Source organism: Luteitalea pratensis, from assembly GCF_001618865.1.
Lineage (GTDB): Bacteria > Acidobacteriota > Vicinamibacteria > Vicinamibacterales > Vicinamibacteraceae > Luteitalea > Luteitalea pratensis.
Genome location: NZ_CP015136.1, coordinates 2959935 through 2977519 on the forward strand (window position 1 = coordinate 2959935; position 17585 = coordinate 2977519).

Below are 17585 nucleotides of genomic sequence, written 5' to 3' on the forward strand. Positions count from 1 at the left end.
GGTGCTGCGGACGCAGGCACCTCGCATGTCGCCAAAACGACAGGAATTTCCGCCGCTGAACCAGAGCCGTTATCGTAGTAGTCTGGCGGCGCGGTCGTGTGTTCCGACAGTCGCCGATAAGCGCCGAAGGACGTAGATCTCTCACCGTTTGCTGGGGGCATCGGAATTGACGTTTCCTGCCTACATCCACCTGGGACCAGTGGTCCTGCATCCGCACGTCGCCTTCGAAGCTCTCGCATATTCAAGCGGTTATTACCTTTACCGGCGTCAGCGACGCAGTGGTGACGTAGTTGATGCGCGCGCACGGTGGTGGATTGTCGGCGCGGCGATCCTTGGCGGATTCATCGGCAGCCACCTGCTGGCCGCTTTCGAGGAACCGTCCAGGTCTCTGACCCACTGGCCGCAGCTGCGGCTGGTGTTCGGCGGAAAGACGATCGTGGGAGGACTGATCGGCGCACTGCTCACCGTCGAATGGGCCAAGCGTCTGCTGGGCATTACCGTTGCGACCGGCGACCTTTTCGCGGTGCCGCTGATTCTGGGTATCGGGATCGGACGAATCGGCTGCTTCCTATCCGGCTTGGACGATCAGTCCTACGGCATTCCCACGGGGCTTCCATGGGGTATCGACCTCGGGGATGGAGTCAGGCGGCATCCCACACAGCTCTACGAGATGCTGTTGCTTGCCGGCCTGGGTGGAATGCTGGTCAGTCGATTGGGCCTCAATGCGACGGCCGGTGATCGTTTCAAGTGTTTCATGGTGGCGTACATGGGATGCCGACTGCTCGTGGACGTGATCAAACCGGCTGTGCGGTTTGGCGGTCTCTCGGCTATCCAGTGGACGTGTCTGGCAGTCCTGGTCTATTACGCACCGCACGTGCCGCGGCTGATCGCTGAGGTTCGCCGTGGCTGACCGGGTCCGTCCTTATCTCTTCTACGACGTTGCCGTCTCCATCTGCTCGACGTGCTATCGCAAGGTCGAGGGCAAGATCATTTTTGAAGACGGCTCGGTCTACATGCTCAAGCGCTGTCCCGAGCACGGCTCCGAACGCGTGCTCATGGCCGACGACGTCGACTACTACCGGCGCTGTCGCGAAGTATTCATCAAACCCCCCGAGATGCCGCTGGCCTTCAACACCCCGGTGCGATGGGGCTGTCCCTACGATTGCGGGCTCTGCGCCGATCATCAGCAGCACTCGTGTCTCTCGCTGATCGAAATTACGGACCGCTGCAATCTCGAGTGCCCGATCTGTTATGCCGGAAGCGCACCGTCGCGGCACGAGTACCGCACACTCGACCACGTGCAGCGAATGATCGATGCGGTTGTTCGTAATGAGGGTGAACCTGACGTGGTGCAGATCTCCGGCGGGGAACCCACCACTCACCCCGACTTTTTCGCAATTCTGGATCGCGCAAAGGCCGCGCCGATTCGGCACCTCATGGTGAACACGAATGGCGTGCGCATCGCCAATGACGAAGAGTTCGCCAAGCGCTTGGCCGGTTACATGCCGGACTTCGAGGTCTACCTCCAGTTCGATTCCTTCGAGACGGCGTCGCTGCTCGCGCTCCGCGGCGCGGACCTCCGTGACGTCCGTTCGCGCGCACTCGAGCGGCTCAATCGCCTGGGCCTCTCTACGACTCTGGTGGTGACGGTGAAGAAGGGACTGAACGATGGTGAGATGGGCCGCATCATCGATTTCGCCGTCACTCAGCCCGCGGTTCGCGGCGTCACGTTCCAACCGGTGCAAGCAGCTGGCCGGCTCGGCCAATTCAACCCGGCGACCGACCGTGTGACTCTGACGGAGGTGCGCCGCGGCATCCTCGCACAGACCGATCTGTTTCGGCCCGAGGATTTGATCCCCGTGCCGTGCCATCCCGATAGCCTGGCAATGGCATACGCGCTCAAGGTCGACGGCAATCTGATGCCGCTGACGGGTCTGATCGACCCGCAGGTGCTGATCGAGGGCGGGCGCAACACAATCGTGTACGAGGGAGACGACGCGGTTCGTGACGGAGTGTTCAGACTGTTTGCAACCAACCACTCGTCTGAGTCGAGCGCCCAGAGCTTGCGGGATCTCTTATGTTGCCTCCCGCGGCTGGACGCACCTGAAGGCCTTGGGTATCAGAACATTTTTCGCGTCCTGATCATGCAGTTCATCGACGCCTACTCGTTCGACGTGCGGTCGGTGAAGAAGACGTGCGTGCACATTGTCCATCCGGACGGACGGCTGATTCCTTTCGATACGTACAACTTGTTCTATCGGGACGGTTTGGAACGATCCAGGCTCGCGCCACTCAGACAGTGGGCGGAGCGCTCGATGATGAAGGAGATGTCATGAAGCGTGTCCTCGCCGTTGTACTGATCGCAGCACTTGCCACCCTGGCGCTAGGGATCGACGATACCGTGTCAGCGATTCAGAGCGGCGATCAGAAGAAGGCCGACACGCAGCGAGCCGACGTCGCCAAGGCCCTCGCAGGGATGCAGCGGGGCACGACTGCGACCGTCGAGAACAAGTACGGCATGAAGTTCGACGTCGTCATCGAGGAGATCACGGCTGACAGCGTGACTGTCTTGCGGCAGATCGGCGACACGACGACCAGCGAAACGATACCGATCTCCGACATCGCGAGGATCAAGAAGAAGAGTCTGAAGAAGATGGGAACGGCATCGAAGGTCCTGATCGTGGCGGCAGTGACCCTCGGAGTGCTGTTCGTGGCCGCCTTGACCACGTGCTCTGTCTCCGGGGAGAGTGCTTCGGCTGACGCCAATGTCTCCCCGGCGAATGCTTCGGTTGGCGCCGATGCTCGATAGGGGACACCGATCGGCCAAACCGAAGGGGGCGGGGAGGTCGCTGAGCGCGGCACTCCTGTTCACCATGCTCGGAGATCGTGGCTGACGAGCACTCGCGTGCGAGAGTTCGGATTTGGAGGTCACATGCTGTTAGAGACGCCCTTTCACGCGCGAACCGCCCCGTTGATACGGGCGCAGACCTGGCGTCGCTGGGCCGGTCATCAAGTCGCGTCGGCGTATGACCCCCACCCCGATCGCGAGTACGCGGCGATCCGCAATGCGGCGGCGCTTTTCGACGTGTCGCCGCTCTACAAGTACCTGATCACGGGACGCGACGCGGCGCGGCTGCTCGACCGCATGGTCACGCGGGACGTGGCCAGGTGCGCCGTCGGCCAGGTGCTGTACACGCCGTGGTGCGACGCCCACGGCAAGGTGCTCGACGACGGCACGATCAGTCGCCTCGACGAGGGTACGTACCGCCTGACGAGCGCCGAGCCGAACACGCGGTGGCTGCGGTTGAACGCGCAAGGCATGGACGTGATCGTCGAGGACGTCTCGGCAAAGGTCGGCGCGCTCGCACTCCAGGGGCCGTTGGCCCGCGCCATCCTCGAGCAGTTGTCCCCAGCCGACGTCGGCTCGCTCAGGTATTTCCGGCTCGTCCAGACCAAGCTGTGCGACGTGGCGGTCACGATCTCGCGCACCGGCTACACGGGCGACCTCGGCTTCGAGATCTGGGTTCCCGCCGAGCACGCCGTCGCCGTGTGGGACGCGCTCATCGCCGCCGGCACGCCGTATGGCGTCACTCCGGCCGGGATCTGGGCGCTCGACATCGCGCGCATCGAGGCCGGCCTGATCATGCTCGACGTGGACTACTTCTCGGCGCACCACGCGCTCATCGAAGATCAGAAGTCGACGCCCTACGAGATCAACCTCGGTTGGACCGTGAGCGAGACGAAGGGGCCGTTCAACGGGCAGCGCGCGCTCCGCGAACACAAGCGGCGCGGCGCAGCGTGGAGCTTCGTCGGGCTCGAGGTGGACTGGGTGTCGTTCGAGCGGCTGCACCACGAGCGCGGCCTCGCGCCGCACGTGCCGACCATCGCGTGGCGGGCGAGCTCGCCTATCCATCGAAATGGGAAACAGATCGGTTACGCGACAAGCGGAACGTGGTCGCCACTCCTCAAGAAGTACATCGTGCTCGGTCACGTCGAAGCCGCACACGGCGCGCCGGGCACCGAGGTCGAGCTGGAGATGACCGTCGAGCACCGGCGCAAACGGCCACGCGCAACCATTCGCAAGCTTCCCTTCTTCGACCCGCCGAGGAAGCGCGCGTGAAAGTCCACTGACGATGGCCAGCAACCGGTACGACGCGATCATCATCGGTGGCGGCCACAACGGTCTCGTCGCCGCCGCCTATCTCGCGCGCGCGAAGAAGAGGGTCGTGGTGCTCGAACGCCGTCCGCTCGTCGGCGGCGCGGCCGTGACCGAGGAGATCTACCCCGGCTTCAAGTTCTCCGTCTTCTCGTACGTCGTGAGCCTGCTGCGGCCCGAGATCATTCGCGATCTCGACCTGCCGGCGCACGGACTGCAGATCCTCCCGCTCGAGAGCACGGTGACGCCGCTCGAGAGCGGCGATTACCTCGCCGGGTGGGGCGATGCCGACGAGACACGGCGCGAGCTGCGTCGCCATTCGCCGCACGACGCCGAGGCGATGGCGATCTTCGGGCGCCTGATGCAGCACATGGCGATGGCGGTGAAGCCGATCCTCAGCATGGTCCCCCCCGATCCGGCCTCATTGTCCCCCGGAGACCTCAAGGGACTGCTCAAGCTCGGCGGACACTTTCGCTCCCTGGGCGCCGAGCGGTTCCACGCGCTCTACAAGCTCATGACCATGAGCAGCGCGGATTACCTCGACGAATGGTTCGAGTTCGGTCCGCTGAAGGCGACGAAATCGGCCAGCGGCATCATCGGGACGTTCCTCGGGCCGCGCTCGCCGGGGTCGGCGTACGTGCTGCTGCACCACTACATGGGCGAGATCGACGGCGCGTTCCGCGCGTGGGGGTTCCAGAAGGGCGGCACTGGCGGAATCAGTGATGCCATTGCGAGCGCCGCGCGCTCGCATGGGGCGGAGATCCGAACGGACGCGTCGGTCGAGAAGGTCCTCACGAAGGGCGAGACCGTGGTTGGCGTCGCGCTCGCGAATGGGGACGAGCTCCGCGCGCCGATCGTGGTGTCGGGACTCGACCCGCGCCGGACGTTCATGAACCTGCTCGATCCGCGTCAGTTGCCGACCGATCTCGTGGATGGCGTGAACCGCTACAAGTTCCGCGGCTCGTCCGGCAAGGTGAATCTCGCGCTCAGCGGTCTTCCCGAGTTCACCTGCATGAAGCACGACAAGGGACTCATGCTGCGCGCGACTCGAGGCGCATTCTCGATCTCGCCGAGCATCGAGTACCTCGAGCGCGCCTACGACGACGCCAAGTATGGCCAGTTCTCCAGCAACCCGTACATGGACATCGTCGTCGGCTCGATGATCGATCCCGGCATGGCGCCGCCCGGCAAGCACGTCATGAGTATCTTCGTGCAGTACGCGCCGTACAACATCACCGGCGGCTGGAACGATGCGACGCGCGACGCCTTCGGCAACGCGGTGATCAAGACGCTGGCGCGCTTTGCGCCGAACATCGAGTCGCTGATCCTGCACATGCAGGTGCTGACGCCAGCCGACATCGAGCGCATCACCGGATTGAGCGAGGGCAACATCTTCCAGGGCGAGCTCGCGCTGCAGCAGTTGTTCTTCCTGCGGCCGGTCCCCGCATGGGCGAAGTACCGCACGCCGGTGCGCGGATTCTGGCAGTGCGGCGCCGGGACGCACCCCGGTGGAGGGATCATGGGCGCAAGCGGAAGACTCGCGGCGCTGGAGATCCTCGGCGCGTGAAATACGATGCCATCGTGATTGGCGCCGGCCCGAACGGCCTCGTCGCCGCGACGACGCTGGCGCAGCACCGCAAACGCGTGCTCGTGCTCGAGAGCGCGCTGGAGATCGGCGGCCACATGCGGACCATCGAGTTCGCGCCCGGTTTCCGCTCGCCACTCAACGAGGACCACGGTTGGATTCCGCCCCGCGTCCGCTCGATCGTCGGGGAATTCAAGGGATTGACGCAGGTTCCACTCGAGGTCTCGATGACCGTGGCCGGCGCAGACGGCGCGCGGCTCACGTTGCACTCGAGTCCCGAGAAGGCCGCCGCGGAGATTCGCGCCCACTCGGATCGCGACGCGGCGCGGTGGCCGGCATTCGTCGCGCGCCTGCAGAGGTTCGCCGGGATTCTCGCCGAGCTGTATCAGCTCACACCGCCGGACATCGACACCCGATCGGTGGGTGAGGTCCTTCCGCTCGTCGGTATCGGACGCAAGCTGCGCGCGCTGGGCCATGCGGACATGATCGAGTTCCTGCGGGTGCTGCCGATGTCCGTGCAGGACCTCCTGGACGATGCCTTCGAGAGCGAGCTGCTCAAGGCCGCCGTCGCCGCGTGCGCGATTCGCGATCTGCAGCAGGGCCCGCGCTCCGGCGGCACGACGTTCAACCTGCTGCACTACATGGTGGGCGCGCCGCAAGGCTCGGTGCGGGGACGAGATCGCTTTCTCGAAGCTCCCGACAGCTTCGTGAAGGCCGTCGCCGGCGCCGCCCGCAAGCGCGGTGTCGAGATCCGCACGGGAGCGCCGGTCGTTCGCATCGACGTTCGCGATGGCGCCATCGCGGGCGTGGTCCTCGAGGGCGGCGAGGAGATCGCCGCTCCGCGTGTCATCTCCACCGCCGACCCCAGCCGGACGATGCGGATGGTGGATCCCGTGTGGCTCGATCCCGACTTCATGCTCGGCGTCAGGAACGTCAAGTTCCGCGGGTGCACCGCGTTCGTGTTCTTCGCCGTGGATGCGGAAGTCGCCGGCAAGGTCGATCACTCGACGCCCGCGACGATCAGCCTCACGGCGGACACCGCGACGCTGGAGAAGGCGGCCGACGCGGCCAAGTACGGCGAGTGGTCCGCCGAGCCCCATGTCGAGTTCTTCATTGCGTCACAGCGCTGGCCCGGGCTCGCTCCGGACGGCAGGCACGTCATTACCGCGCGCGTGCAGTACGCGCCGTACCACCTCAAGGGCGGGTGGAGCGAGGCCAGGACCGCGGCTCTCCGGGACAAGGCGACGGCCGCGATCGCACGCCTGGTCCCGGGATTCGAGTCCGCCATTCGCCATCGCGCGGTCCTCACGCCGCGCGACGTCGAGGAACGTTTCGGCGTCACCGAGGGCGCGCTCACGCACGGCGAGATGACGCTCGATCAGATCCTCTTCATGCGGCCCGTGCCGGGCTGGGGCAAGTACAGGATGCCCATCGATGGACTCTTCATCGGCGGCGCGGGTGCGCATCCCGGGCCGGGGATCCTTGGCGGCGCGGGGTATCTCGCCGCGCGCGCTGCACTGCGGTAGATCTGAAGAGGATTCACCTCCGCGCCGATCGCGGTTCGCCGATCTATTGCACCGGATCGGACTTCCGCAATGACCTCCAGCGCGGGCGTCGATACCCCCATGGCTTCTTCCCTTTGCCATTGCGCCCGGCCGCGCCGATCACAGCCCCCGAAACCGGATCTCCAGCAGTGGCATCACGGGGGCGAAGCCCTGCGTGCCGGGCGACTGGAAGTCCATGCCCGGTGTCGGCTGGTTCATCAGGCTGCGCTGGTAGATCATCGAGTCCTCCTGCGGCCTCGACGCGCGCACCTGCGTCATCAGGCGCTCGTAGATCGCCATGTCCCGCGACCGCCGCGTGACCCAGTCCGGCTTCGGGTCGGTCGTGTGGATCTGCGTCATCTCGTAGTAGTCACCGACGATCGTCGCTTGCTCCTCGGCGGTGAAGTCCGAGATCGAGGATGTCGTCGTGAGTTGGTAGTTCATGTACGCGACGTTGCGGTTCCCGGTGGCAATCGCCCCGCTCGCGTTGTGGTACACCGAATCGGTGATGTAGCTCGTGCCACGCGTCTGGTACTGCCAGACATGGGCACACTCGTGGACCAGAACCGGCTTGTTGTCGCGTTCGAACGTCCATCCGGGCGGCACACGAATCTGATTGCCCAGCGTGGTGGGCGCATTCATGATGCGCGTCTCGACGATCCGGATCCTCGACGCGTCCAGTGACGATCGGAAGACGTCATGGACGATCTCGTACTCCCAGTCGTACAGGGCCCGGCCGAACGGATTGGCAATGGCGGCGGCCTGAATGGCCGCCCACTCCAGAACCGGTGACGTGACAGCGACAGGCCGATCGGTCCGCTTGCGCAGGACATCGGCCGTGACGCCGTGAATTCTTGGATCGATGATGCGTCCGCGGCTGGGATTCGGCATGGCGTTGTTCTCCCGCGGGTGTCCAGACCTGAACGTACTGAAAACAGACCCGCCTGTTTCTGGACAACGGAGTCGGGCGCAATTGCGAACCGGTCGAGGTTCGAAACAGGTCGTCAGCGCCTCTGACATCGCTGTGCAATGGCCGAGGCCAGGCTGGCCAATGCTCATCCACATTGCGGCCGATCCGTTCGTAGCGCGGCCGTGGTGGCCAGGTGGGACGCAGGACCTCCCGATGCACGGCATCCACGAGGAGTCCGATGGCGTTTCCGTCGGGCACCCCGGCCTGTACGCACACCTGCGATTCCCATCAACGCGGTAGCCGACGGCGGTGGTTCACGCAGAGGCCGGCGCGATATTCTGATTGACCCTGAACAGGTTGTTCGGGTCGTACTTCATCTTCGCCACCGCCAACCGCTCGTAATTGTCTCCGTACGCGGCCTGCACGCGGCCATCGGGCTCGTCGTCGAACATGAAATTCACGTAGCCGCCGCCCATGTTGTATGGATGCACAGCCTTCCAATAGGCGCGCCCCCACGATTTCAGTGCTTCGGCGTCTCGGGGTTCAGGAGAGATGCCGGCAATGACCATCGAGAACGACGCGTCGCGCGCACCCCACGGAGTGGCGTCGCGCGACACACGTCTGACGGCGCCATCGATGGGATAGAGGTGCATCAGGCACAATTCAGTCGGCGCTTTGGCCGCTTCGGCGATGTGTATGTCAATCGCCTCGTCTGGGAGGGATTTCACGAAATCGCCTTTCCAGTACCACTGGAGCCCCTTGGGAAAGAAGGGATCGAACAGTGCGTTGATCGCAGGGAACGGCATTTCTCCCATCCAGTTGAATATTGGAGGGGGCAATGTGTCGAGCAGGGGCGCCAGCACGCGCTGCCCGGCCTCGGGCAGTCCGTTGTAGCTGCCGATGATCGCGCACGCGCGCCTTCCCCATCCTTCCTTGGGGAACGGCTCGATCGAGGGAACGGTCTTCAAACCGACGAAGATTCCAAGGTCTTCCGGTGCGGTTGGCAGGAAGTCGCGATAGGCACGCATTACCTGCCTGGCGTGAACCGCATCCCAGAAGATGGGACCCGCGTAGACTGTCTTCACGGGATGGGCCCGAAACAGGAAGCTGGTGACCACGCCGAAGTTGCCACCACCGCCTCGAATAGCCCAGAACAAATCCGGGTGTGCGCGCTCGCTGGCGGTCGCGACACTGCCATTGGCGAGGACGACATCCGCTTCCAGGAGATTGTCGACCGTCAGACCGTGCTTGCGCGTGAGATAGCCCGTCCCGCCGCCGAGCGTGAATCCCGCAACGCCTGTGGACGACACGATGCCGAGCGGGACGGCGAGACCGAACGCATGAGTCGCGTGATCGAGATCTCCCGACGTGCAGCCAGGGTCAACGCGGACGGTGTTCGTGGCCGGATCCACTCGAACGCTCTTCATCATCGACAGATCGATCACGAGCCCGTCGTTACAGCTGCCCAAGCCCGGTCCGCTATGGCCGCCGCCACGAATGGCCACCAGCACGTTCTGGTCCCGCGCGAAGTTGACAGCGGTGATGACATCGGCCGTGTCGATGCAGCGTGCGATCAAGCGCGGCCGCTTGTCGATCATTCCGTTGTACAGGGCGCGCACAGCGTCGTAGTCGGCACTAGTCGGTTGAATCACTCGTCCGCGAAGATTGTGCTGAAACGCTGCAATTGCCTGTTCGGTCATGGTCTCCTCCGTGAGTGTCGGCGTTGGTCCACCAAGGTGGTCTGGGTCTGCACATCGACGCGGTGGCAGGGGATGACGGCGGTGTAGAATGGGCCTTTCAAAGGCGCTCGGAAGAAGGACCGGTGGCGGTCCGGGAGGTAAGGCATGCCGAAGTTCGTCATCGAGCGGAACCTGCCACCCGGCACGAAGCTCACGTCGGAGCAGCTCCGCGAGGATGCGCTGCGGTCGCTCGAGGTGCTACGCCAGCTGGGCCCCGACATCCATTGGATCCACAGCTTCGTCACCGACGACAAGATCTACTGCATCTACTACGCGCCGGACGAGTCGCTGATCCGTGAGCATGCGAGACTCGGCGGCTTCCCGCTCGACCGCATCGCGGCCGTCCGGCAACTGCTGGATCCGGTCAATTTCGCGTAGCTGATTCCGCGGGCGGCAGGTCGGCGCCGAGCGCGAGGGCGGCAGCCTGCTCGAGGTTCAGCCGGGCGCCGACCGCGCGGAGGCACTCGGCCGCTGCGGGGTCGTGCGCGCGCCAGGCGGACTCGATCGACTGCCGGAAGGTGGCTTCCGCGTGCGGCCGCGCCGGAGCCTTCAGGGCGACACGAAGCGCACCCACCGCTCCGGCCAGGGTCAGCGCCCGCTCGGTGTGGCCCTCGGCCGCGGCGAGGCCCCCGAAAACTTCGAGCACGTTCAGAATGCCGCGCCGATGCCGGAGGGCCGTGAAGAGCTCGAGCGACTCCTCCAGCCACGCTCGCGCCGCGGCAAAATCCTGTGTCCCGCTCGCGAGCTCGCCGAGGTCGGCGCACGCGCGCGCCCTGCCCCATCGATCCCCGACCCGGCGGAAGCCTTCGAGCGCCTCCCGGTAGAGCCGCAGCGCTTCGGCGTGCTCCTTCCGGTCGCGGGCGACGTCGCCCAGGCTGTTCAGCACCCACGCGACGTTGTTGTGGCTCCCGCTCGCCCGGAATCCCTCGAGCGCTTCTTCGAGCAGTCTGCGCGCCAGGTCGTGCTCCCCTTGCTTGCTCACCGCGCACGCGAGGTTAGTCAGGGCTGCGGCCGTCGCCAGCTCGTCCCGGATCTGCCGGCACGTCTCCAGGCACTGCTCGAACCACGCGCGGGACGAGACATAGCTGCCGCGCATCCGCTCGTTGAGGCCGAGGGCGTTGAGTATGGTGATGACGCCCCGCTGGTCGCCCACTCGACGGTACACGTCGAGAGCGGCGCGGCTGAAGTCGTCCGAGGCGTCAAAGTCGCCTTGCAGCGAGCACAGGCCGCCTACGAAGCAGGAAGCCTTCGCCCACCGGCCGGTTCGGCGCGCCTCGTCGCTCCCTGTCGCGAGGGCGGCTTCGAGCCAGGCGCGGCCCTCGGCGAGATGGTCGCGCCGCTCCCAAAACACGTAGAGCGCGGCGCCGAGGCGATGCGCCCATTCCGCGTCGCCCGTGCGAATCACGAAGTCGAGAGCCGCTCGGAAGTTCGCGTGCTCGGCGTCGCATCGTGTGAACCACTCGTCGCGCTGCGATTCAGTCAGCGGGACCGTCCCCTCCTCGGCCAGCACCAGGCAGTAGGCGGCGTGCGCGCGACGCGTGAGCGGGCCGTCCTCGCTCTGGGTCAGCAGCTCGAGCGCGTACTCGCGCACCGTTTCGATCATCGCGAAGCGGGGCTCGGCCTGGGTCCCGCCGGCGCGCTGCACAAGACTCTTGTCCAGGAGCGAGGCCATACCCGCGGCGACGTCCAGCTGCAGGTCGCGGCGAGCGTTGCACACCGCTTCGGCGCCTTCGAGCGTGCAGCCGCCGGCGAACACCGAGAAACGGCGGAACAGCTGCTGCTCGGCGGCGTCGAGCAGGCTGAAGCTCCAGTCGAGTGTCTTGCGAAGTGTTTGCTGGCGGGCCGGTACGTCGCGGCTACTGCTGCTCAGTATGTCGAGCGGGTTGTGCAGGCGTGCCAGAATCGCTTCCGGGGTCAGCAGCTTGATGCCCGCCGCCGCGAGCTCGATGGCGAGCGGCAACCCGTCCACGCGGCAGCAGATCCGCGCGACATCGGCCGCGTTCGCGGCGGTCAGCTCGAAGGCGGGATCCGCCGCAGTCGCCCGCTCGACGAACAGCGCGACCGCCGGATTCTCGCCGAGCGCCGCGAGGTCCGACAGCTGCGAACTCTCGGGCAGCGTGAGCGGCGGGACCGGGTAATCGTGTTCGCCGTACAGCCGCAGCCGGAAGCGGCTGGTGACGAGGATGTTCAGCGGGGCGCAGGCATCGAGCAGGCTGACCAGTAGCGGCGCCGCGTCGAGCAGGTGCTCGAAGTTGTCGAGGGCGAGCAACATCGGTTCGCGAATCGACTGCTGCACGTGCGCGGGCAAGGCGTCGGCAAGCGAGCGGCCGTCCGTCTGCCGAAGCCCGAGGACCTGCGCGAGCGTCGAAGCCACCGCGTCGGCACTGTTCAGCGAAGCCAGGCTGATGAAGGCGACCCCACCCGGGCAGTCGGCGACGGCGCGGGCGGCCGCCTCCTGGGCGAGCCGGGTCTTGCCGCTGCCGCCGGCGCCGGTGAGCGTGATCAGCCGCACTTCGGGACGTCGCAGCAACGCCGCGATCGCTTTCAACTCGCGGGCGCGGCCGATCAGCGAGGTTCGCGGCGCCGGCAGCGAGAATGCGCCAGCGCCGCGGCTGTCGATCGGATCCAGTTGCAGCGGCTCGTGGAGCAGCCTCAGCGTTTCTGCTGTGGGGGCGGGCAGCGGCGTGCGGCGCACGGGCGCGAGAAATTCCGGCACGTACCCGCCGCGGGGCAGCGCGATCACGAACGGATCGGCCCGGCCCTCGGTCTCGTAGTACTCCTGCAGCTTGGCGCGCAGACGCCGCGCCTGCACGCGCACGATCGTGTCGGCTCGCGGGTCGAAGTCGGCGCCGCGATTGAACACGTCGACGCCCAGCGTGTACTCCTTCAACTCGTCGCGCCGCCCGTTGAGCGTGCGTTGTACCACATGCCGCAGCAGTCGGCTGAGCGCGGTTGCCTGGCCGAACGTCCGGCTTCGTAACACGCGCGCGAGTTGCGCCTGAACGGCCGAACTTCGAGGGGTCCACCCGCGCTCATCGGCGATGAGGACCTCGTCGTTGACGCGGGGATTGCTGGTCAACTCGCCTCCAGTCGTGTGGAAGGCTCAACTATAGCCCCCTCCCGCACCTCCCGCCACCAGACGCGCCGGCTCGTTCACCTCGATGTCACCTCGCGGTCACTCCCACCGGACCGCGGCGGAAGGCCAAGATTCTCGGCGACCAACGATAGCGAAACGGAAACTCATCCGGAAAGGACGGCAGCAATGAGCAGCAAACCCATGCGGCGGGCGCGCGTCGACGGAGCGGAACTCGAGTTCGAAGTCACGGGCACCGGCGAACCGGTGCTGCTGATTCACGGTGCCTTCATCGCTGAAGCGTACGCGCCGCTATGCGCCGAGCCAGCGCTGAACAGCCGCTACCAGCTGGTGCGCTACCACCGGCGAGGCTACGCCGGCAGCAGCCCGGTCAGAGCGCCGTTCAGTTTCGGCCAGCAGGCCGCCGACTGCCGCGCCCTGTTTGAGCACCTCGGCATCGAGCGTGCCCACGTCGTCGGCCACTCGTCCGGCGGGGCCATCGCCCTGCAGCTGGCGCTCGACGCGCCGCAGGTCGTCCACTCGCTCATCCTGCTCGAACCGGGCCTGCTCGACGTCCCAAGCGGAGCCCTGCTCGCCCAAGTGTTCGAACCGATGCTGGAGCAGTACGGCGCCGGCAACAAGGAGGGCGCGGCCGACAACTTCCTTCGCTGGGCGATCGGGGCAGAGTACCGAGCGTGGCTCGATCGGCTGATTCCGGGCGCGTTCCAGCAAGTGGTCGCCGACGCCGACACCTTCTTCCGCGTGGAGCTTCCGTCGGTGCAGGAGTGGCGTTTCACGCGGGAGGACGCCCAGCGGATCACCCAGCCTGTCCTCGGCGTGCTCGGCGCCGAGAGCGCCTCGATTTGGCCCGGCTGGAACGAGGTTCAGGAGCGGCTGCGTGAGTGGCTGCCGCAGACCGAGCCGGTCGTGCTCGCCGGCGCGAACCACGCGCTCGAAGAGAGGGACCCCCGCGGCGTCGCCGGGATCATGGCGCCGTTCCTTGCCCGCCACCCGATGCCCGTGCGGGTTTGAGCCGTTCGGCGGTTCGGTGAAAGCGTGTTGAACTTCAGCAGTGAACGTCTGTGACGAGGAGGACCGAGGTGATTCTGATGACAGCGGCACCTTCACGCCTCATGCCGACCTTGATTACGCTGCTCGCGCTCTGGCTCACGGACGCACACGCTCAACCGCCCGCGTGTGGCTCCTACATCCGCCGTATCGAGATTAATCAGGTTGAAGGATGCGCTTCAGCGCCCAAGCCGATCGAACCCAGTCGACCGGGGGAGGCCTCGATGCATATCAGCGAAACAGAAGTGGCGTTCACCGTACACAAGCCGGGTGATCCGGTTCCTGCAAGAGTGCGAGGCACTGTTTTCTACACACAGAGATTCGATCCCCACAAGCACAGAGCCGTTGTCCTTCTTCACGGCGGTACGCTCGATCGGCGCTTTTGGGACGGCTTCAAGATTCCAGGCGCTCTTCGATTCGCCGCCGAACTCGCCCGTCAGAGCGATACGGCCGTCTTCACTGTCGACCGACTCGGTTCCGGCGAGAGCCCCTACGATCGCGGCCCTGGCTCCGGTTTCAAGGTGACGCCAGACACCAACGTTGAGACCACGCACGAGATTGTCGCGCAGATTCGCAAGGGTTCCTATGAAGTGGTCGACGGGCCCGTGCCTCCACAGGGAGCGGCAGGGGTTGTCCTTGGCGGTCAGAGCTTCGGAGCTGCCCTGATCGAGCTATACGCGACGCGTCACCAGGATATCGATGGGCTCATGCCCTTCGGCTGGAGCAACCAAGTGTTGCCCGGCGCGTCGGCTTCGATGTTTGTCAAGATGCTCGATGAAGTGGTGACTCCGCAACTAGACGCGGGCGCTGACTACATCTACTTCTTCCCACCAGAAAAGAACAATTACTCGAAGTACTGTGAACAGGCCGTCTACCATGCGCCAGGCGTGGATCCGGACATTCTCAGGCAGGCGTGCGGCAACGGCCTTCACAATCGGATACCCGTTGGGGAGTTCAGCGGCGTGCAGCCGATGAAAAAAGAGATCACCGCGAACGTAGGCAAAATCGGGGCTATTCCCGTGCTCTTCATGTTCGGAAGGCAGGACAACATGGTGCCTGGCCCGGAGTGGGGCGGCTTGGGCGGTAAGGACGTCGACGTCATCACGCCGGAGATCGCGCATTGGAGAGCCAAGTGCAAGTGCAAGTTGTCGGTCTACGTCATAGAGGACACCTCGCACGATTTCCCCCTGCACAAGAGCGCCGAGAGCACGGTGAAAGAGATGTCGAAATGGCTCAAGAGCTTCTAACCGCCCACTCCGGCATCAGTTCGACGGCTGGAACAACCTTGCCGCCAGGTCCTGAAGGGTGATACGCCAAAACGCCCACTCGTGACCATAACCGGGCGTTTCGACGATCGCAGGCTGGCGGCGTTGGGCGGCGGCGCGATCTGCACCCTGACGCCAGGCATTGGCGGCAGGCCGGCGCTGAAGATTCCCACCCAGGCGAACGTGTCCAGGTTGTTGAACGCCGCCAGCAACGTCATTGCCCCTCCCATGGAGAGGCCAGCGATCGCTCGATTCTCTCTGTCGGGCAGCGTACGGTAGGCCTGGTCGACGAACGGGACCAGGTCGGTGATGATGCTCGTCGGGAAGTCGAGCATCGCCGTCCCTTGCATGGGGTTGCCGCTCCCGGGCGCCGGCGGCGGCGCGGGGACGAAATCCGGCGCGGCGGTCTGGTTGGCGTTCTCGTTCGTCATCACGACGATCATCGGCTTGGCCTTGCCCTGCGCAATCAGGTTGTCCATGATCTGCGGCGCCCGCCCCAAGGCTGTCCACGCATCTTCGTCGCCGCCACCGCCGTGCAGCAGAAACAGGACGGGGTAGCGAGCGGTGCCTGTCTCGTAACCTGGCGGGGTGTAGACGTACAGACGCCGCGTCATCTTCAGCGCGGGCGAGGGATACCACACCAGGGACACCGTCCCGTGCGGTACGTCGTTCACCGCGTAGTTCCTGGTGAACTCGCCTGCGATGCGAAGCGCGTTGCCGTACCGTCGGCCGTCCCGCACATGGAAGATGTTCTGCGGGTCGAGCGTCTGTACGCCATCGACGACGTAGACGTACACGTAGTACTCGGGCTTGAGCGGACCGATCGTGGCCGACCAGACGCCGTCCTCACCCCTGGTCATCGCGACCTCGTTGCCGCCAGGCCAAATCGGCGAACCCGCCGCTCGTGTTCCGGACCAGCACCGACGTCGCTTGTGGAGCGGAGAGCCGAAAGGTGGTGGTGCCGTCCGGTGTGACTTCGGGAGAGCGGACCGGGACTCCGGCCCCGGCCAATCCGGGTTGTCCGGAAGGGGCGCCCGCGGGCTGCGCGAATGCAGTCGGCACAGCCAGCATCACCAGGATCAACGCGAATGCTGCTGCCACTTCGATCCGAGAGTGCATGACTGATTCCCTTTCAGAATTGAGCCGCCCTCTCAGCGCCAACAGCCGATCGACCGGAGGCTGCTCGAAAAGGCGCGTGTAACCTGCGCGCAGGCGGCTCGACATCTGTCGTGAGAACTTCCTTGCGCGTCCATGTCGACACGGACGCCAGAATCGTATTAAAAGTCGCCATCCGACGACCACAGGAGCTCAAGTCAAGAGGCGCACTCTCCTGGAGCGCCGGACAGAACCGGCTAACCGTGCAGGAGCTTCAGCCATGACCAACGGAGAGCGGCATCAACTCGACGAGCAGGGATTCATCGTGCTGGAAGACTGCATGGGCGGCGATTTGCTCCGCGACCTGCGCGCGCAGATCGCGCATGTCTCGGACGTGGAAGGCGATCGCGCCGGGCACGAGTTCCGGACCGAAGCGCACGCACACCGGCTGGCGAATCTCGTGGACAAGGGCGAGGTGTTTTGCCGCGCGATCGTGCTGCCACGGGTACTCGAGTGCGTGCGCCACGTGCTCGGGCCGCAGGTGAAGTTGAGCAGCCTGAACGCGCGTTCTGCCGATCCGAACGGTGAGGTGCCGCAGCCGCTGCACGTGGACATGTCGGCGATCCCTGACGAAAAGGGTTACTGGGTATGCAACGCCGTCTGGATGCTCGACGACTTCACCACCGAGAATGGTGCGACGAGAGTCATTCCGGGCTCACACACGTGGGGGCGCCGGCCTCAGGACGTGCTCGATGATGCCCTTGCGCCGCACCCGCAGGAGGTCCTGGTCCTCGGCCGTGCCGGCAGCATTGCCGTGATGAATGCACACGCCTGGCACGGCGGCACAGCCAATCGCACGTCGGCACCGCGCCTCGCGATGCACGCGTTCTATTGCCGCCGCGACAAACCGCAGCAGCAATACCAGAAGCAGCTGCTGCGGCCGACGGTGCAGGACGGCCTGTCGCCTGAGCTGCGCGAAATGCTCGCCCTCGATGATCCGCTGAACGATGCGCTCAGCGCGAACGTGTCCATCCGAAGCGGCTTCCTGTGAGCCTGTTCGGCCCCCCCGGCAACTGCCACCTTCGCTTTTGGGGCCCGCCCATCGGCAAGCGGTGTGGTCGTAGATGGTGCGCACCCGTGGGCGCGTGGC

At 65.4% G+C, this 17585-nt stretch carries 15 protein-coding genes; 10 read left to right on the top strand and 5 right to left on the bottom strand.

Going from position 1 to position 17585, the window contains the following annotated elements; genetic code table 11:
- Positions 1–166 precede the first annotated feature (166 nt).
- From LuPra_RS12160 to LuPra_RS12185, 6 genes are all read left to right on the top strand, one after another.
- A complete protein-coding gene (locus LuPra_RS12160) occupies positions 167–910 on the top strand; it encodes a prolipoprotein diacylglyceryl transferase (protein ID WP_110170988.1) in 744 nt (247 codons plus the stop codon).
- Positions 903–2336 (top strand): radical SAM protein, encoded by a 1434-nt coding sequence (locus tag LuPra_RS12165; RefSeq protein ID WP_110170989.1) that lies wholly within the window; start codon positions 903–905, stop codon positions 2334–2336. The genes LuPra_RS12160 and LuPra_RS12165 overlap by 8 nt, the downstream gene beginning before the upstream one ends.
- Entirely contained in the window at positions 2333–2809 is a 477-nt protein-coding gene (locus LuPra_RS12170) for a hypothetical protein (RefSeq protein ID WP_110170990.1), read from the top strand. The genes LuPra_RS12165 and LuPra_RS12170 overlap by 4 nt, the downstream gene beginning before the upstream one ends.
- Before the next feature lie 123 nt (positions 2810–2932).
- The gene (locus tag LuPra_RS12175; RefSeq protein ID WP_110170991.1) at positions 2933–4120 is read left to right on the top strand and encodes an aminomethyl transferase family protein; all 1188 of its coding nucleotides are present in this window, start codon (positions 2933–2935) and stop codon (positions 4118–4120) included.
- A gap of 13 nt (positions 4121–4133) precedes the next feature.
- Positions 4134–5723: a phytoene desaturase family protein gene (locus LuPra_RS12180; RefSeq protein ID WP_110170992.1), complete on the top strand. Its 1590-nt coding sequence runs from the start codon at positions 4134–4136 to the stop codon at positions 5721–5723.
- Positions 5720–7267 carry a phytoene desaturase family protein gene (locus tag LuPra_RS12185; protein WP_157899065.1) on the top strand — a complete coding sequence of 516 codons (1548 nt, stop codon included), beginning with the start codon at positions 5720–5722 and terminating at the stop codon, positions 7265–7267. The genes LuPra_RS12180 and LuPra_RS12185 overlap by 4 nt, the downstream gene beginning before the upstream one ends.
- Positions 7268–7405: 138 nt before the next feature.
- Here LuPra_RS12185 and LuPra_RS12190 read toward each other — a convergent pair whose 3' ends face one another.
- Both LuPra_RS12190 and LuPra_RS12195 read right to left on the bottom strand, forming a co-directional pair.
- Positions 7406–8176 carry a hypothetical protein gene (locus LuPra_RS12190; protein WP_110170994.1) on the bottom strand — a complete coding sequence of 257 codons (771 nt, stop codon included), beginning with the start codon at positions 8174–8176 and terminating at the stop codon, positions 7406–7408.
- 333 nt (positions 8177–8509) lie between these two features.
- Positions 8510–9895 carry an FAD-binding oxidoreductase gene (locus LuPra_RS12195; protein WP_110170995.1) on the bottom strand — a complete coding sequence of 462 codons (1386 nt, stop codon included), beginning with the start codon at positions 9893–9895 and terminating at the stop codon, positions 8510–8512.
- Between the two features lie 144 nt (positions 9896–10039).
- Here LuPra_RS12195 and LuPra_RS12200 point away from each other — a divergent pair, with 144 nt between their 5' ends.
- Entirely contained in the window at positions 10040–10312 is a 273-nt protein-coding gene (locus tag LuPra_RS12200; RefSeq protein ID WP_110170996.1) for a DUF4242 domain-containing protein, read from the top strand.
- On the opposite strand, the gene LuPra_RS12205 is transcribed toward LuPra_RS12200, so the two are convergent.
- Positions 10299–13013 (bottom strand): ATP-binding protein, encoded by a 2715-nt coding sequence (locus tag LuPra_RS12205; protein ID WP_110170997.1) that lies wholly within the window; start codon positions 13011–13013, stop codon positions 10299–10301. The two genes, LuPra_RS12200 and LuPra_RS12205, sit on opposite strands and share 14 nt — an antisense overlap.
- 183 nt (positions 13014–13196) lie before the next feature.
- Here LuPra_RS12205 and LuPra_RS12210 point away from each other — a divergent pair, with 183 nt between their 5' ends.
- The gene (locus LuPra_RS12210; protein ID WP_110170998.1) at positions 13197–14039 is read left to right on the top strand and encodes an alpha/beta fold hydrolase; all 843 of its coding nucleotides are present in this window, start codon (positions 13197–13199) and stop codon (positions 14037–14039) included.
- A 77-nt stretch (positions 14040–14116) separates the two neighbouring features.
- Positions 14117–15322 (top strand): alpha/beta fold hydrolase, encoded by a 1206-nt coding sequence (locus LuPra_RS12215; RefSeq protein WP_234800928.1) that lies wholly within the window; start codon positions 14117–14119, stop codon positions 15320–15322.
- Here the strand turns inward: LuPra_RS12215 and LuPra_RS12220 are convergent.
- On the bottom strand, positions 15319–16200 hold the full coding sequence (locus LuPra_RS12220) for an alpha/beta hydrolase (protein ID WP_110171000.1): 882 nt from the start codon (positions 16198–16200) through the stop codon (positions 15319–15321). The two genes, LuPra_RS12215 and LuPra_RS12220, sit on opposite strands and share 4 nt — an antisense overlap.
- Complete coding sequence (locus tag LuPra_RS12225) at positions 16187–16459, bottom strand: early set domain-containing protein (RefSeq protein WP_157899067.1); 273 nt, start codon at positions 16457–16459, stop codon at positions 16187–16189. Before LuPra_RS12225 ends, LuPra_RS12220 begins: the two co-directional genes overlap by 14 nt.
- A gap of 256 nt (positions 16460–16715) precedes the next feature.
- Between LuPra_RS12225 and LuPra_RS12230 the strand changes: the two genes are divergently transcribed.
- Positions 16716–17486, top strand: a complete 771-nt coding sequence (locus tag LuPra_RS12230; protein WP_110171002.1) for a phytanoyl-CoA dioxygenase family protein — start codon at positions 16716–16718, stop codon at positions 17484–17486.
- Positions 17487–17585 lie beyond the last annotated feature (99 nt).

What these genes read in the sequence shown, in the direction of transcription:
- LuPra_RS12170 (WP_110170990.1), top strand. Translation starts at nt 2,333, where the DNA reads ATGAAGCGTGTCCTCGCCGTTGTACTGATCGCAGCACTTGCCACCCTG.
- LuPra_RS12175 (WP_110170991.1), top strand. Translation starts at nt 2,933, where the DNA reads ATGCTGTTAGAGACGCCCTTTCACGCGCGAACCGCCCCGTTGATACGG.
- LuPra_RS12180 (WP_110170992.1), top strand. Translation starts at nt 4,134, where the DNA reads ATGGCCAGCAACCGGTACGACGCGATCATCATCGGTGGCGGCCACAAC.
- LuPra_RS12190 (WP_110170994.1), bottom strand. Translation starts at nt 8,176, where the DNA reads ATGCCGAATCCCAGCCGCGGACGCATCATCGATCCAAGAATTCACGGC.
- LuPra_RS12195 (WP_110170995.1), bottom strand. Translation starts at nt 9,895, where the DNA reads ATGACCGAACAGGCAATTGCAGCGTTTCAGCACAATCTTCGCGGACGA.
- LuPra_RS12200 (WP_110170996.1), top strand. Translation starts at nt 10,040, where the DNA reads ATGCCGAAGTTCGTCATCGAGCGGAACCTGCCACCCGGCACGAAGCTC.
- LuPra_RS12210 (WP_110170998.1), top strand. Translation starts at nt 13,197, where the DNA reads ATGAGCAGCAAACCCATGCGGCGGGCGCGCGTCGACGGAGCGGAACTC.
- LuPra_RS12215 (WP_234800928.1), top strand. Translation starts at nt 14,117, where the DNA reads ATGACAGCGGCACCTTCACGCCTCATGCCGACCTTGATTACGCTGCTC.
- LuPra_RS12220 (WP_110171000.1), bottom strand. Translation starts at nt 16,200, where the DNA reads ATGACCAGGGGTGAGGACGGCGTCTGGTCGGCCACGATCGGTCCGCTC.
- LuPra_RS12225 (WP_157899067.1), bottom strand. Translation starts at nt 16,459, where the DNA reads ATGCACTCTCGGATCGAAGTGGCAGCAGCATTCGCGTTGATCCTGGTG.
- LuPra_RS12230 (WP_110171002.1), top strand. Translation starts at nt 16,716, where the DNA reads ATGACCAACGGAGAGCGGCATCAACTCGACGAGCAGGGATTCATCGTG.